General features: G+C 61.7%; 9 protein-coding genes and 2 pseudogenes. 4 read left to right on the top strand and 7 right to left on the bottom strand.

All coding sequences use genetic code 11. The features are described from left to right. Positions 1 to 11 precede the first annotated feature (11 nt). Complete coding sequence (locus GTP23_RS16255) at positions 12 to 1,994, top strand: monovalent cation:proton antiporter family protein (protein ID WP_161036075.1); 1,983 nt, start codon at positions 12 to 14, stop codon at positions 1,992 to 1,994. Here GTP23_RS16255 and GTP23_RS16250 read toward each other — a convergent pair. The 5 genes from GTP23_RS16250 to ychF all read right to left on the bottom strand — a co-directional run bounded on the left by GTP23_RS16250 (position 1,991) and on the right by ychF (position 8,073). Beyond that, a complete protein-coding gene (locus tag GTP23_RS16250) occupies positions 1,991 to 3,187 on the bottom strand; it encodes a GGDEF domain-containing protein (protein ID WP_161036074.1) in 1,197 nt (398 codons plus the stop codon). The two genes, GTP23_RS16255 and GTP23_RS16250, sit on opposite strands and share 4 nt — an antisense overlap. A 152-nt stretch (positions 3,188 to 3,339) precedes the next feature. After that, complete coding sequence (locus GTP23_RS16245; RefSeq protein WP_161036073.1) at positions 3,340 to 4,185, bottom strand: MOSC domain-containing protein; 846 nt, start codon at positions 4,183 to 4,185, stop codon at positions 3,340 to 3,342. Positions 4,186 to 4,193: 8 nt separating this feature from the next. Then, complete coding sequence (locus tag GTP23_RS16240; protein WP_161036072.1) at positions 4,194 to 5,876, bottom strand: NYN domain-containing protein; 1,683 nt, start codon at positions 5,874 to 5,876, stop codon at positions 4,194 to 4,196. 119 nt (positions 5,877 to 5,995) lie between these two features. Continuing rightward, positions 5,996 to 6,895: a type 2 periplasmic-binding domain-containing protein gene (locus GTP23_RS16235; RefSeq protein ID WP_161036071.1), complete on the bottom strand. Its 900-nt coding sequence runs from the start codon at positions 6,893 to 6,895 to the stop codon at positions 5,996 to 5,998. A gap of 86 nt (positions 6,896 to 6,981) precedes the next feature. Beyond that, positions 6,982 to 8,073 carry a redox-regulated ATPase YchF gene (gene ychF, locus GTP23_RS16230; RefSeq protein WP_161036070.1) on the bottom strand — a complete coding sequence of 364 codons (1,092 nt, stop codon included), beginning with the start codon at positions 8,071 to 8,073 and terminating at the stop codon, positions 6,982 to 6,984. Between the two features lie 467 nt (positions 8,074 to 8,540). Here ychF and GTP23_RS16225 point away from each other — a divergent pair. The 3 genes and pseudogenes from GTP23_RS16225 to GTP23_RS16220 form a co-directional block, all read left to right on the top strand. Next, positions 8,541 to 9,668, top strand: a pseudogene (locus GTP23_RS16225) (NF038122 family metalloprotease); the annotation flags it as partial. Between the two features lie 87 nt (positions 9,669 to 9,755). Continuing rightward, a pseudogene (locus tag GTP23_RS23090) lies at positions 9,756 to 9,851 on the top strand (PEPxxWA-CTERM sorting domain-containing protein); the annotation flags it as partial. 120 nt (positions 9,852 to 9,971) lie between these two features. Continuing rightward, a complete protein-coding gene (locus GTP23_RS16220) occupies positions 9,972 to 11,813 on the top strand; it encodes a DUF885 domain-containing protein (protein ID WP_161036068.1) in 1,842 nt (613 codons plus the stop codon). A gap of 36 nt (positions 11,814 to 11,849) precedes the next feature. On the opposite strand, the gene GTP23_RS16215 is transcribed toward GTP23_RS16220, so the two are convergent. Together GTP23_RS16215 and pth are read right to left on the bottom strand one after the other, a co-directional pair. Beyond that, positions 11,850 to 13,145 carry an amidohydrolase gene (locus GTP23_RS16215; protein ID WP_161036067.1) on the bottom strand — a complete coding sequence of 432 codons (1,296 nt, stop codon included), beginning with the start codon at positions 13,143 to 13,145 and terminating at the stop codon, positions 11,850 to 11,852. A gap of 50 nt (positions 13,146 to 13,195) precedes the next feature. Next, a complete protein-coding gene (gene pth / locus GTP23_RS16210) occupies positions 13,196 to 13,780 on the bottom strand; it encodes an aminoacyl-tRNA hydrolase (RefSeq protein WP_161036066.1) in 585 nt (194 codons plus the stop codon). Positions 13,781 to 13,870: the final 90 nt, after the last annotated feature.

The raw sequence follows: 13,870 nt of genomic DNA, 5'->3' as shown, positions 1-13,870 counted from the left end.
AATGAGTTGACATGACGTTTACGCCGCTGGAAATCACCCTGTTATTGCTTGGAAGCGCAGTCCTCGGCGTAGTCGCCTTCCGTATGCTACAGCTACCGCCCATGCTCGGCTATCTGGCTGTGGGCATCCTGATCGGCCCCCACGCGCTGGGGCTGGCGGAAGAAAGCGAAATCACCCACGCACTGGCCGAATTCGGCGTGGTGTTCCTGATGTTCTCCATCGGGCTGGAGTTTTCCCTGCCCAAACTGATGTCCATGCGCAGCATCGTGTTCGGTCTGGGCATGGCGCAGGTGGGCCTGACCATCATCGCCACCATGCTGTTCGGCTGGACCATCGGCACCCAGCTACCGCCCGAAATCCATTTAGGCTGGCAGACCTCGTTTGCACTCGGTGGTGCGCTGGCCATGTCGTCCACCGCCATCGTGTCGAAAATGCTGACCGAACGGCTGGAACTGGAAAGCGAACACGGGCGCCGCATCATCGGCATCCTGCTGTTCCAGGATCTGGCCGTGGTGCCGCTGCTGATCCTGATTCCTTCGCTGGGCCAGCGCCCCGACGCGCTGGCGGAAACGCTGGCCTGGGCCAGCCTGAAAGCCGTGATCGTACTGGCCCTGCTGCTGTTTGTCGGGCAGAAGATCGTGCGCACCTGGTTCACCATCGTGGTCAAGCGCCGCTCGCAGGAACTGTTCATGCTGAACCTGCTGCTGATTACGCTGGGCGCTGCCTGGATCACCGAGAAGGCCGGCCTGTCGCTGGCTCTGGGCGCTTTCGTGGCCGGCATGCTGATCTCGGAAACGGAATACAAGCATCAGGTGGAAGAGGACATCAAACCGTTCCGCGATGTGCTGCTGGGACTGTTCTTCATCACCATCGGCATGCTGCTCAACGTACACATGGTGCTGCAGCACTGGTGGCTGGTACTGGTGCTGCTGTGCGGCCCGGTACTGCTCAAGTTCGCCCTGATCGCCGGGCTGGCCAAGCTGTTCGGCTCTTCCGATGGCATATCCATGCGCATCGGTCTGGGACTGGCACAGGCAGGCGAATTCGGCTTCGTGCTGCTGAATCTGGCCGGTGGCAGCAAGCTGATCGACCCATTCATCATTCAGGTGGTGCTGGCGTCGATGGTGCTGTCCATGCTGCTGGCGCCCTTCATCATCGCCAAATCCGACCAGATCGTGCTGAAGTTCTCCAACAACGAATGGATGATGCAGTCGCTGGCCCTGACCAAGATCGCCAGCCGCACCATGTCGACCAACAAGCACGTCATCGTGTGCGGTTTCGGCCGTAGCGGCCAGAGTCTGGCCACCCTGCTGGCGGAAGAAAACATCGACTACCATGCGCTCGACCTCGACCCCGAGCGTGTGCAAGAGGCGCAGACTGCCGGCCGCCACGTGTCCTACGGCGATGCGGCGCGGCGCGAAAGTCTGGTGGCCGCCGGCATCTACCGCGCCAGCGCCGTGGTGATTACCTATGCCAGCACGCCATCCGCGCTCAAGGTGCTGCATCTGGTGCATGAACTGGCGCCTACCCTGCCCGTCATCGTGCGCTCGCACGACGATACGGATCTGGACCGGCTGAAGCAGGCCGGTGCAGCCGAAGTGGTACCGGAACTGATGGAAGGCAGCCTGATGCTGGCCTCGCACGCGCTGGTCATGCTGGGCGTGCCGCTGCGGCGCGTGGTGCACCGCGTGCAGATGGCGCGCGATGCACGCTACGCTTCGCTGCGCGGCTATTTCCATGGCGCCAGCGATAGCGCTGATGAAGCGGATCTGGAGCGGCTGCACTCGGTCACCCTGCCCAGCAGCGCCAGCAGCGTGGGGCAGGCACTGGGCAGCATCGCCGTCGAACACAGCGGCGCTGCCGTCAGCAGCGTAAGGCGTGGCAAGGCGCAACTGGAAGTCGCGCCCGAACTGGAACTGGAAGCCGGCGATGTGGTGATTCTGCGCGGCACGGCCAGCGCCGTGCACAAGGCAGAACAGAAGCTGCTGCGCTAGCCGACGTTGCGCAGCTCGGCAGCGCTATCGGCATCGCGGCTGATGACGCGGTTGCGGCCATTTTCCTTGGCCACATACAGGCGCGCATCGGCCTGCGCCACCCAGGTACGCGCCACCACGGCCGGATCGCCTTCCGCTTCGCCCGGCGCCAGACAGGCCACGCCTATCGATACCGTCACCGATAGTTGCAACTCCTGCGACAGCACGATCATGCTGCCGGCCACGCTGGCGCGGATACGTTCGGCCACGAAAGCGGCGCTATCGAGATCGGCATCGATCAGCAGCACCACGAATTCTTCGCCGCCGAAACGGGCCAGCGCATCGGAACTACGCAGCTCGTTCTTGATGCGGCGCGATACTTCGCGCAGCACATCGTCGCCGCCGCCATGGCCCACCGTATCGTTGACGCGCTTGAAGTGGTCGATATCGATGTACATGAAGGAAATCGGATACTGCTGGCGACGCGCGCGGGCTATCTCTTCCAGCAGGCGGCGGTCGATATAGCGGCGGTTGTACACGCCGGTCAGGGAATCCGTCAGGCCGATGTACTTGAGCATCTCGTTACTGATCACGTTTTCCAGACAGATGGCGATGATGGAGGCCATGTGTTCGATGAAATCCGTGCCCAGACTAGGGGTGAAACGGGTGGGATCGCAGCTGCCCAGATTGAGCGAGCCGATAATCCGCTTGTTCCGCAACAGTGGTACCAGCGCAACACTTTGCAAACCGGCGGGCGGGTGCGGAAAGGCCGTAGCATGACGGCGCGCATCATACATGCCCAGCTGGGGACGCGGCGCGGCGGCCTGCGCGTTGCGCGGCGCCAGTTCCAGCCCCATGGCTTCGACCTCCTCGACGAAGATCAGGCCGGGGAAATCCTCGAACACCACGTCGAGCTTGAGCATCACTTCACGGATATCGGCATCTTCATCAAGCAGCGTTAAAGTTACGCTATCGAGTTCCGATATAACCGGTAAGACGCGGAAGATAATGCCTATCAGTTCAGGAAAATTAGCAGCGCCGACAATTTCCAGATCAAACGCCTGATGACGCGTCATGATGGAATGGTTGCGCTCCGCCTGCTCGAGCAGATAGGTCATACGCGCGCGCAGCGCCTGGTTCTCGGCCACCAGTTCCTCCGCTGCCGCGGCAGGGGTACTGTTAGGCCGTAACTTGCTGGATGCCGTTTGCGTCATAAATGCCCTTACTCACCTGATTTCTTGCCAAATGCCACATTACGCCAAGTTTTGCCACTTGTAAATTCGGCGGCACCTTCAGCGGCAAGTCTGAGCGCCAGACACGCAGGACGCGCGCCTGACCATTTCTGGCATTCCGCACAGCGGCTGACCTAGAACGCCAGCGTAGCCTCGACCTCCTGACCGACACGGAGCACCTGCCCTGCACCGGCCAGCACTAGGCAATTCATGCCGAAACACAGCGCGCCTTCGAGCTCCGGCTTGGCGCGGAAACTCTGCATGATATCGAGCGGATCAGGCCCCACCACGCCACTATCCTGATCGACCGAGGGCATAGGGCAACGCGGACATGGTTTGACGGGCTTGAGCACGGCCTCGCCTAGCGCAAAGGTTTCCGTATAGTCTTCGTCGAAGGCTTCGATGCCGTCCACCACCACGTTGGGGCGGAAGCGGTTCATCGGCAAGGCTGCGCGGCCGGCACGCAGCAGGCGCTGATTGAGTTCGTCCAGCGAGGCCTGGCTGATCAGCAGCAGGGGATAACCGTCGGAGAACAGGGTGGTGGCTGCGATGCCGCCGCTCCAGGTCTGGCTGACGGCACGCTCGGCCTGCGGATGGAACCGGGCCAGCCGGCACGACACGCCCAGCACGGCACTGAACCAGTCGGCCGCCTGCTGGCCGCTGTCACTCGCCAGCACTTGATCTTCCCACACTTGCACCGTCAGCGTAGCGTCACCCGCGCTGCGGGCCAGCGCCAGCTGCAAGGCTGGCATGTCCGGCGCGCTGAGCACCAGCTGGTCGCCCGCCAGCTGCGGCCGGATCAGCGCCATGCGCGGATATTCGCGCTGGGTCAGGCAGACGCCGGAAGGGTCGACTACAGCCCATTCGCGGTCGCCTATGCCCGCGTGCTGCAGGCCTTGCACCGTCAGCGTTGCCTGCTGCAAGGACAGGCCACCACAGGACTTCACCGGATACAGGATCAAGGACGACAGGGTGGCCATGATGCTCCTTACTCCGCGCTGGCGGCAGCTTTGGGTGGACGCGGCTTGCGTGGCGCCGGTTTGCGTGCCGGCTTGGCTGGTGCTGCTTTCCCTTCGGCGCCCTCACCTGCCGACGCTGCCGGTGCCGCGGCTGGCGAGGCTTTTGCTGCGGCAGGTGCTGCAGTCTGGGCTACCGGCGCTGCGGGAGCGGCCGCCTTGGCTGCCGGCTTGGCTTTGTGGCGAGGACTTTTCTTGGCGGCGCCATCGCGCTGCTGCGGCGCTGGTTTCGATGCAGCGCCTGCGCCTTCCGCCTTCGCCGCTGCTGGCACTTCCGGTTTCGCAACAACAGGGGCTTCCGGCTTGGCCGCTAGCGCGGCTTCCGCCTTCGCTGCAGCCGGCGCCTCGGATTTCGCTACGGCGGGCGCATCGCTGCGCGACTCCGCCGCCGCCTCAGGCTTAGCCTCGCCCTGCTGCCCGGTCTTCTGCTTGTTGGCAGCTTTCACCTTGCGCGCTGGCGGCTTGGTACCATTTTTCTTCTTCGCCGGTGCAGCGGCCTGCGTTGCAGCCGTCGCGCCCCCAGCCTCGGCTGCAGACTCCTGCAGCGATTCCGCCACCGGCGCAGCGGCTGGCACCATTGCGACCTCGGCGACCTGTACCGCTTCCGGCTGGCTCACGGCAGCCATAGCAGCGCCATCGTCCGCGCCGGCCGATTCTGCGCCCGGCGCGGCCTGTCCCGCGCGGGCCTGGCGTTCAGCCTGGCGAATGGCAAAGCGCTCGGCCGCCGTGCGGCCACGGTTGCGGCTGCGGCGCGATTCCGGCTTGGCGCCCTCGCCTTCAGCCGGCTGCACGCCATCATTGGCAATGGCCTCGCCAACTACCGCCGCAGGCATAGGCACGCCGCTACCACGGTAGACATAGGCACCGGATTTTTCATCACGGCCGAATTCGAGCAGGCCACGCGCCTTGCATTCCTCGATCAGATTGCCGAAGGTGCGGAAGCCATAGTAGGACTCGCTAAAGTCCGGCTTACGGCGCTTGATGGCTTCCTTCAGTACGGATGCCCAGATCTTGCCGCTATCACCGCGTTCCAGCACCAGCGCTTCAAACGTATCGATGGCGATTTCCACCGCCTGATTGCGGCGCTTGTCCATTTCTTCGCGGCGGGCGCGTTCCTCTTCCGGCGTACGTTTGACGGCCTGACGGTTCTCGCTGGCGTCGCGCTTGGCGCGGCGGCTTTCGCGCACCAGATCATCGTAGAAAATGAACTCGTCGCAGTTCGCCACCAGCAGGTCGGAAGTCGATTGCTTGACGCCCACGCCGATCACTTTCTTGGCGTTTTCGCGCAGCTTGGACACCAGCGGCGAGAAGTCCGAGTCGCCCGAGATGATGACGAAAGTATCCACGTGCGACTTGGTGTAGCACAGGTCCAGCGCATCGACCACCATACGGATGTCGGCCGAGTTCTTGCCGGACAGGCGCACGTGAGGAATTTCGATCAGCTCGAAATTGGCTTCGTGCATGGGCGCCTTGAAACCCTTGTAGCGGTCCCAGTCGCAATAAGCTTTCTTGACCACGATGCTGCCCTTGAGCAGCAGGCGTTCCAGCACGGGCTTGATATCGAATTTATCGTAGTTGGCGTCACGCACACCGAGCGCGACGTTTTCGAAGTCGCAAAACAGCGCCATGCTGACGTTTTCGTTGGAAGAAGCCATGAAGTTTTTTTCTAGTGATGGGTGTAGCAGATGACGGGGACAGTCCCTGCGGACTGGCGCTTGACCGGAGCAGGGCTCCGCCTATCCGTCGATTATACCCAACAAAGCTGGCCCAGCGCTTAACGGCACAGCTTGCGCTGGGCCTCGCTGGCGCCGGACTGGCGCGGCACGATGTGCTTGCAGGTATCAAACTCCTGCTGCCACTGGCGGTCGTTGAGCAGGGCCGCACTCTGCTGGTTGAGGAAGTCCAGCAACTGCGGCTGGTTGGGCGCCATGAAGAAAGCCCGCTCGAACACCGTACGGGGACGGGCCGACAGATAGAGCCAGCTATCGAGATCGGGATATAGCTGGCGCATGCTGGGCATGGAACTGGCCTGCAGAAATGCCAGCGGTACGCGGCGCTGCTGCAGCTTGAGCAGATTGCGCGCTTCACTATCGGCTTCGTCCTTGCTCACTAGTCCCGTCTGCAGCAAAGCGTCGAAGTCCTTGTAGGAAAAACCTTCCACCGTGCCGATGCGCTGTCCATGCAGCGAGGCATCGCCCTGATATTCGAACGGCGCACTACGCAGCGAGGCCACCATATTCGCATCGACCATGTAGTAGCGGCTCCAGCTCTGGCGCGCGCCCTCGGCGCCGAACCAGCGCGGATTGGCCCAGGCCACCACACCCTGCCACTGGGGCTGGCCGAGCATCATCTGCAGACGGCGGCGAGGTAGCTGGGTAGCGATGAACTGGTAACGCCCGGCCGAACGCTGGGTCAGCCAGTCGGCCATTTTTTCACTGAGGTTGCCGGGCATGCCGACTGCGAAGGTCGGCCCCGGATAGTAGACATACAAAGGAATGGTCTGGACAGCCAGCGCCAGCCGCCATGGCAAACACAGCGCGATACAAGCTAAGCAGCCCCGGATGCGTACCTTTGTCATGCTGACAATACTACCACGCTCCATCGCCGGCAGCACATAAATCACCACCGACAGGGCCAGTACCCGAGACCATTGCACCAGCTTGTGGCCGGGCATACGTAAAGCTGCAGCGGGCTGAATTTCAGACAATAAAAAACCCCGGCATGCCGGGGTTTTACGTGGTGCTAAAGCCAGAATCTGACTCAGACGTTGAACAGGAAGTTCAGTACGTCACCATCTTTCACCACATATTCCTTGCCCTCGGCGCGCATCTTGCCCGCTTCCTTGGCCGCCGATTCACCCTTGTACTGGATAAAGTCGTCGTAGGCGATGGTCTGGGCACGGATGAAACCGCGTTCGAAGTCGGTGTGGATCACGCCGGCAGCTTGCGGCGCGGTATCACCGATATGGATGGTCCAGGCGCGCACTTCTTTCACGCCAGCGGTGAAATAGGTCTGCAGACCCAGCAGCTTGTAGGCAGCGCGGATCAGACGGTCCAGGCCCGGCTCTTCCATACCCAGATCCGCCAGGAAAGCCGACTTGTCTGCGTCATCCAGATCAGCGATTTCAGCTTCGATGGAAGCGCAGATGGCTACGATAGGCGCGTTCTGGGTGGCAGCGTAGGTGCTCAGCTGATCCAGCAGCGGGTTATTGGTGAAGCCGCTTTCCGATACATTGGCCACATACATGGCAGGCTTGGCGGTGATCAGGCACAGCGGCTTGATCAGCAGCATCTCATCGGCATCCAGACCCAGTGCACGCACTGGCTTGGCGTCGTTCAGCTGCGGCATCAGGCGTTCCAGCAGAGCTACCAGCTTGGCGGCATCCTTGTCGCCGGAGCGGGCTTTCTTGTTCTCGCGGTGCAGGGCTTTTTCCACCGTGCCGAGGTCGGCCAGCGCCAGTTCGGTCTGGATCACTTCGATATCGTCCAGCGGGCTGACCTTGCCGGCCACGTGGATCACATTGTCGTCTTCGAAGCAGCGCACCACGTTGACGATGGCGTCCGTTTCGCGGATGTGCGACAGGAACTGGTTACCCAGACCTTCGCCTTGCGATGCACCGGCCACCAGACCGGCGATGTCGACGAATTCCACGATGGCATTCACCATGCGCTCAGGCTTGACGATCTCGGCCAGTGCGGCCATACGCGGGTCCGGCACTTCCACCACGCCCACGTTAGGTTCGATGGTGCAGAACGGGTAGTTCTCGGCCGGAATGCCAGCCTTGGTCAGCGCATTGAAAAGGGTGGACTTGCCGACGTTAGGCAGGCCGACGATGCCGCATTTGAGACTCATGAATAATCCTTAAAGTTCAACGAGTTAGGCGGATGCTTGCGGCGCTGGGCCGGCACCATACAGGCTTGCGATAAACCACCACCATCACTACGCAATGAGGACAAAAGCAGCCTATCAGCCATGCGATCGCTGAAGTTCGGGTGCGTTTTGCCAAAAAAAGAGCTCTATTGTACCTCTCCGCACTGCCCTTCTCCAAAATCCTGCAGCCCGCCCGAAGCTGCCACGACAGCCCGACACCGCAGCACCGGCTGAGATTGTCACAAATAGACCTTTCAATTGCTTTTTTTGCATTGCAGAAATACAAAGTGTTGTTTATTAAAAATTTATTTATGCTAATTGAGTAATCTTAAAACAATGGAAATTGAGCTTATGTTACGCTTTTCAGGCGTCCTCAGCGATGCCGGCAGGTGACCGATCCCCCACCAATATAGGGTCATTAGAGCCCAGTAAAAACAAATACCGCTTACATGGAGAGATGTGAAATGAAGAAAACCCTGGTTAAGAGTGTCGCCGCTGCCGCCGTTGCCGCTGCGATGGCTGTTCCTGCGTCTGCTGCCAATATCGTTCTGATCGATAGCACCAACAGCTTCGCCACCGCCCCGCACGGCGCTGAGGCACTGTTTGCTTTCCAGAAAGCAGCCAACTACTGGAACAAGACGCTGTCGAACGATGCCACCATTCGCATCGACATTAAGTTCGCTTCGCTGGGCGCCGGCATTCTGGGCAGCACTGGCAGCAACACGAATGGCGTATCGGTTGCTGACGTTTACCAAGGTCTGAAAACTACCGGCACCAGCGCATTGGACCAGATTGCTGTAGCCCACCTGCCAACGCTGGCGAATGGCACCGACCTGGCCATGCGCGTCAATGCGTACGCTGATGCTGCCAACAAGATCGGTGTCGACCCGTCCGTTACCAGCCGCATTTCGAATGGCAGCAATGGCATTAACCAATACCTGGACGTGAACACTGCGGTACTGAAAGCTATGGGTATGGGCGCCAGCTACCAAGATTCGTACGCCGCCCGCAAAACTGACGCCAGCATTACTTTCAGCTCCAACTTTGCCTTCGACTTCAACCCTACCGATGGCATTGCAAGCGGCAAATACGACTTCACCGCCGTTGCAGTACACGAACTGGGCCACGCTCTGGGCTTCGTCAGTGGCGTCGACACCTTCGATCTGGTTGGCGGCAAGGGCCCTTACGCTGCTCAATTCAGCAGCGGCGCATTTGGCACCAAAAACATCGATGACTGGGCGATCGGCAGCACGCTGGATCTGTTCCGCTATGGTTCGGGCGTCGACGGCGGTGGCCGCTACCTGCAATGGGGCGCCAACAAGACTGCCTTCTTCTCGATTGACGGCGGTGCCAGCGTCTTCAACCTGCCAGACGTTGCGCAGGAAGCTGCCTTCTTCTCGACCGGCCGCTACAACGGCGACGGTCAGCAAGCTTCGCACTGGGCTGACAACAAAGCCGTACTGGATCTGGGCGGCAGCTGCTACCTGAGCACCCGTCAGATCGGTGTGATGGACCCAACCATTGCCGCTTGCGCCGGTGGTTCTGTGAGCCAGAACGATCTGGCTGCGTTTGACGCCATGGGCTGGAATCTGAATCAGAACATTCTGAACAATCCAACCTACAACAAGACCACAGCCGAGATCTACGCCATGGACGGTCTGGCACAAGCTGTACCTGAGCCAGAAACCTATGCCATGCTGCTGGCCGGTCTGGGCATCACCGGCTTCGCTGCACGTCGCCGCAAAGCCAAACAGGCATAATCTAACGCTACCCGCGTAGCACTCTGCAGGGGCGGACCACCGGCAACGGGGTCCGCCCCTGTTGCATCCGCCGCTGAACTGCTAGACTTTCCCGGCTAGCCACTTTGCCGAGGAAACCGTATGCCGATCGTCCGCCGTCCCCGTTCCGCCCTCACCGCCACCGTACTCGCCACCGCCCTGCTGAGCACCTGGACCACACTACCAGCCAATGCCGCAGCGCGCGCCAAGCACAGCGACAGCGCCAAAGCCGGCAACGCCCAGCAGCAGCTGGCCCGCATCGCCGCCGAGTTCCATCGCGCGCGCTGCCGTTTCGACCCGCTGCTGTTCGCTACCGCCAACGGCGATAGCCGCTATGACGACCAGCTGGGGCTAGCGATATCCCCCAAAGTACGCGCCCAGCAATTCAATCTGTACCGCGCCATGCAGAAGCAGCTGATGGCGCTCAAGCGCAATCAGCTCAACCCGCAGGACCAGCTAACCTTCGAGCTGCTCACCTACGAGCTGAATAACGCCATGCAGCTCGAATCCTTCCCCGAGCACCTGCTGCCGCTGAACCACTTCGAAAATGTTCCTAGCACGCTGGCCAACTATGCCGACGGTAACGGCTCGCAACCGCTTAACACGGTGGCACAGCAGCGCGCCTATCTGAGCCGCCTGAACCAGCTGCCGGCGTGGATAGATCAGGCGATTGCGAATATGCGTGCCGGCATGCGCAGCGGCATCGTGCAGCCGGCCGCCATCACGCAGGCACTGCTGCCGCAAATGCGCGCCCTGCGCGCCAGCAGCACCGAAGCGAGCATCTACTACAGCCCCGCCAGGCACTTCCCTGCCGGCTTCAGCGCCGCCGATCAGAAGCAGCTGGCTGCCGCCTACCGCAGCGCCGTGGAAAAAGGCATTGCACCGGCCCTCGACCGCCTCGTGCAGTTCCTCGAAACGGACTATCTGCCGGCCAGCCGCGCCAGCACGGGCTGGAGCGCTCTGCCCAATGGCGCGGCATGGTACGCGGCCCGCATCAAGGACAGCACCAACCTGCCCCTGCAGGCGGAAACCATCCATGCACTGGGCCTGAAAGAAGTCGCGCGCATCCAGCAGCAGATGGCCGAAGTAGCGCCCAAGCTGGGCTACACGGGTGAACCCAAGCTGCTGCCGCAATGGGTGGCCCGGCAGGACCAGTACCGCATCTTCAGCAGCGATGAACAGGTGCTCGACACCTACCGCAGCATCTACGCGCAGGTGCAGGCCAAACTGCCGGCCTATTTCAGCCTGATTCCGAAAGCCCAGCTGGAACTGCATCTGGAACCGGAACTCACGCGCGCCACCGCGTCTGACCACTACACCCCGCCTGCCGGCGACGGTTCGCACCCGGGCGTGTTCTGGCCCGTGGTGAACGACGCCAAGCAGTACAGCCGGGTCGACATGGTCAGTCTGTTCCTGCACGAAGGCGTGCCTGGCCACCACCTGCATGCGGCCCTGCTGAAGGAGCTCGATCTGCCCGACTTCCGCAAGTTCAGCACAGAGAACCAGAACAGCGCAGCCTACACGGAAGGCTGGGCCCTGTATTCGGAAACGCTGGGCCGCGAAATGGGCCTGTATGAAGATCCGGTGGCCTACTTCGGCCACCTGAATGCGGAAATGCTGCGCGCCGCGCGTCTGGTCGTAGATACCGGCATGCACGCCAAAGGCTGGAGCCGCGAGCAGGCCATCGCCTATCTGGTGGACACACTGGGCTGGCCGGAAGCGCGCGCCAAAAACCAGATCGAACGCTATATGGTCTGGCCGGCGCAGGCGCTCAGCTACAAGATCGGCGCACTGAAGATACAGGAACTGTGCAAGCGTGCGCAGGACGCGCTGGGCGACAAGTTCAGCTTCCCGCAGTTCCACGCGGTGGTGATCGGCGACGGCACCCTGCCGCTACCGATACTGGAAGCGCGCGTCAACCGCTGGATCGCAGCGACGCGCTGATGAACCAGCCGCCGCTTGCGGCGGCTAGTCTGCATCTCACTGCATCACGTTCATGACCGCCAGCACCATCGCCTGTGCAGCGGTCTTGATCGATGGTTCCGGTACCGGCGCGTAGTAAGGCGAGTGGTTGAAGGCCAGCGGCTTGCCGCCCGGCTTTTCGGCTTCCGCCACGGCCGCCGGATCGTACACGCCGGTGAAGAAGAACATACCGGGCACGCCCTGATTGACGAACTCGGAGAAGTCTTCGCTGGCCGTCATGGCCGGACGGCGCACCACATTGGCCGCACCGAAAGCCTGTTCGAACACGGGCGCGGTGCGCGCCACCAGTGCCGCGCTGTTGTCGATGGCAGCACCACCGGCAATCAGCTCCACCTCCGGCGCCGGCGCATCGGCCATGGCGGCCGATGCGTTGGCAATGCGGCGCACACCGGCCAGCAGTTTGGCCCGCACTTCCGGGCTGTAGGAACGGATGGTGCCGCGCACGCGCACGGAGTCCGGGATGATGTTGCCCACCGTGCCGCCGTTGATGGCGCCTATGGTGACTACACCGAATTCCCTGGGATCTTTTTCTCGGCTCACCACGGTCTGCACATCGACCACGAAACGGGCCGCAATGGTAACGGGATCGAGCGCCTTGTCCGGTGCCGAGCCATGGCCGCCGCGGCCTTTGAAAGTGATTTCGATAGCGTCCGAATTGGACGAGACAGGGCCGCTGTTATAGCCGATGGTGCCGTAGGCATGCGGCCAGCTATGCAGGGCAAACGCGTAATCGGGTTTGCCGAAGCGGCGGAACAGGCCATCATCGAGCATGGCCTTGGCGCCGCTGACGATTTCTTCTGCAGGCTGGCCGATGAACATCAGCGTGCCCTTCCACTGCGATTTCATCGCCACCAGCGTGCGCGCTGCCCCCAGCCACGCCGTCATGTGCACATCATGGCCGCAGCTATGCGCCACCATGGTGTCTTTACCCTCGAGCAGCGCATGGGCTTTGCTGGAAAACGGGAAGCCGGATTTTTCTTCCATCGGCAGGCCGTCCATTTCGGTACGCACCAGCACCGTGGGGCCGGCGCCGTTGCGCAGGATGGCCACCACGCCCGTCTTGCCGACTTTTTCCGTTACTTCGAAACCGAGGCTGCGCATTTCTGCTGCCAGCTTGGCGGCCGTGCGCTGCTCCTGAAAAGCGATCTCCGGATGCGCATGCAGATCCTTATAGATGGCATCGAGCTTGGGATACATGGCATTCACCTGCGTGGCCACGGCAGCGGCATCGAGTGCAGGGGCGCTGTGCGCGCCGACGGTCAACAGCAGAGCAGCGAGCGGCAGATATTTCATCGGTGGTTTCCTTGCTGGCGTGATCAAAATACCAGCATACCACCGTCAACTCAGGCCGTATGCAGCTTCATGGTAGCGGCTTCGAATTTGCCTTCGACGATCTGGTTCATCACCAGCAGCGACTTATCGATGGCCTGTTCGATCAGATCCTGCTCGTCGCGACGCGGACGGTGCAGCACGAAATCCGCCACCGGCTGCTGCAGGCCCAGCGTACGCGGATGGCCGATGCCTAGGCGCAGCCGCCAGTAATCCTGCGTGCCGAGTGCCGCCGTGATGTCTTTCAGGCCGTTGTGGCCACCGGTCGAGCCGCCTTTTTTGAGCCGCGCGATGCCCGGCATCAGATCGAGTTCGTCGTGCACCACCAGCACCTGATCGGGCGTGATCTTGAAGAAGCGGCACAGCGCACCGACCGACTGGCCGGAACGGTTCATATAGGTCTGCGGTTCCAGCAGATACACTTCCTGACCGGCCACGCTGGTGCGCGCCATCAGCGCGTTGTAGCGCGTTTCGCGCTGCAATCGGGTGCCGGGCAGGCTGTTGGCCAGATTATCGACCAGCCAGAAGCCGGCATTGTGGCGGGTTTGTTCGTATTCGGCGCCGGGGTTGCCGAGACCAACGATGAGACGGATAGGCATAAAATTTTGCGCGGCAAAAATAGGATCGGGCATAAAAAAACCCCCGCTGGCAGGCGCACCAGAGTGCGATCAGACCAGCGGGGGCTGCAC

This window comes from Duganella fentianensis, from assembly GCF_009857835.1.
In the GTDB taxonomy this organism is placed as follows: Bacteria; Pseudomonadota; Gammaproteobacteria; order Burkholderiales; family Burkholderiaceae_D; genus Rugamonas; species Rugamonas fentianensis.
This window is presented reverse-complemented; position numbering and strand designations above follow the sequence as displayed.

What these genes read in the sequence shown, in the direction of transcription:
- pth (WP_161036066.1), bottom strand. Translation starts at nt 13,780, where the DNA reads ATGCCTATCCGTCTCATCGTTGGTCTCGGCAACCCCGGCGCCGAATAC.
- GTP23_RS16235 (WP_161036071.1), bottom strand. Translation starts at nt 6,895, where the DNA reads ATGCCCGGCCACAAGCTGGTGCAATGGTCTCGGGTACTGGCCCTGTCG.
- GTP23_RS16250 (WP_161036074.1), bottom strand. Translation starts at nt 3,187, where the DNA reads ATGACGCAAACGGCATCCAGCAAGTTACGGCCTAACAGTACCCCTGCC.
- GTP23_RS16240 (WP_161036072.1), bottom strand. Translation starts at nt 5,876, where the DNA reads ATGGCTTCTTCCAACGAAAACGTCAGCATGGCGCTGTTTTGCGACTTC.
- GTP23_RS16245 (WP_161036073.1), bottom strand. Translation starts at nt 4,185, where the DNA reads ATGGCCACCCTGTCGTCCTTGATCCTGTATCCGGTGAAGTCCTGTGGT.
- GTP23_RS16215 (WP_161036067.1), bottom strand. Translation starts at nt 13,145, where the DNA reads ATGAAATATCTGCCGCTCGCTGCTCTGCTGTTGACCGTCGGCGCGCAC.
- GTP23_RS16220 (WP_161036068.1), top strand. Translation starts at nt 9,972, where the DNA reads ATGCCGATCGTCCGCCGTCCCCGTTCCGCCCTCACCGCCACCGTACTC.
- ychF (WP_161036070.1), bottom strand. Translation starts at nt 8,073, where the DNA reads ATGAGTCTCAAATGCGGCATCGTCGGCCTGCCTAACGTCGGCAAGTCC.
- GTP23_RS16255 (WP_161036075.1), top strand. Translation starts at nt 12, where the DNA reads ATGACGTTTACGCCGCTGGAAATCACCCTGTTATTGCTTGGAAGCGCA.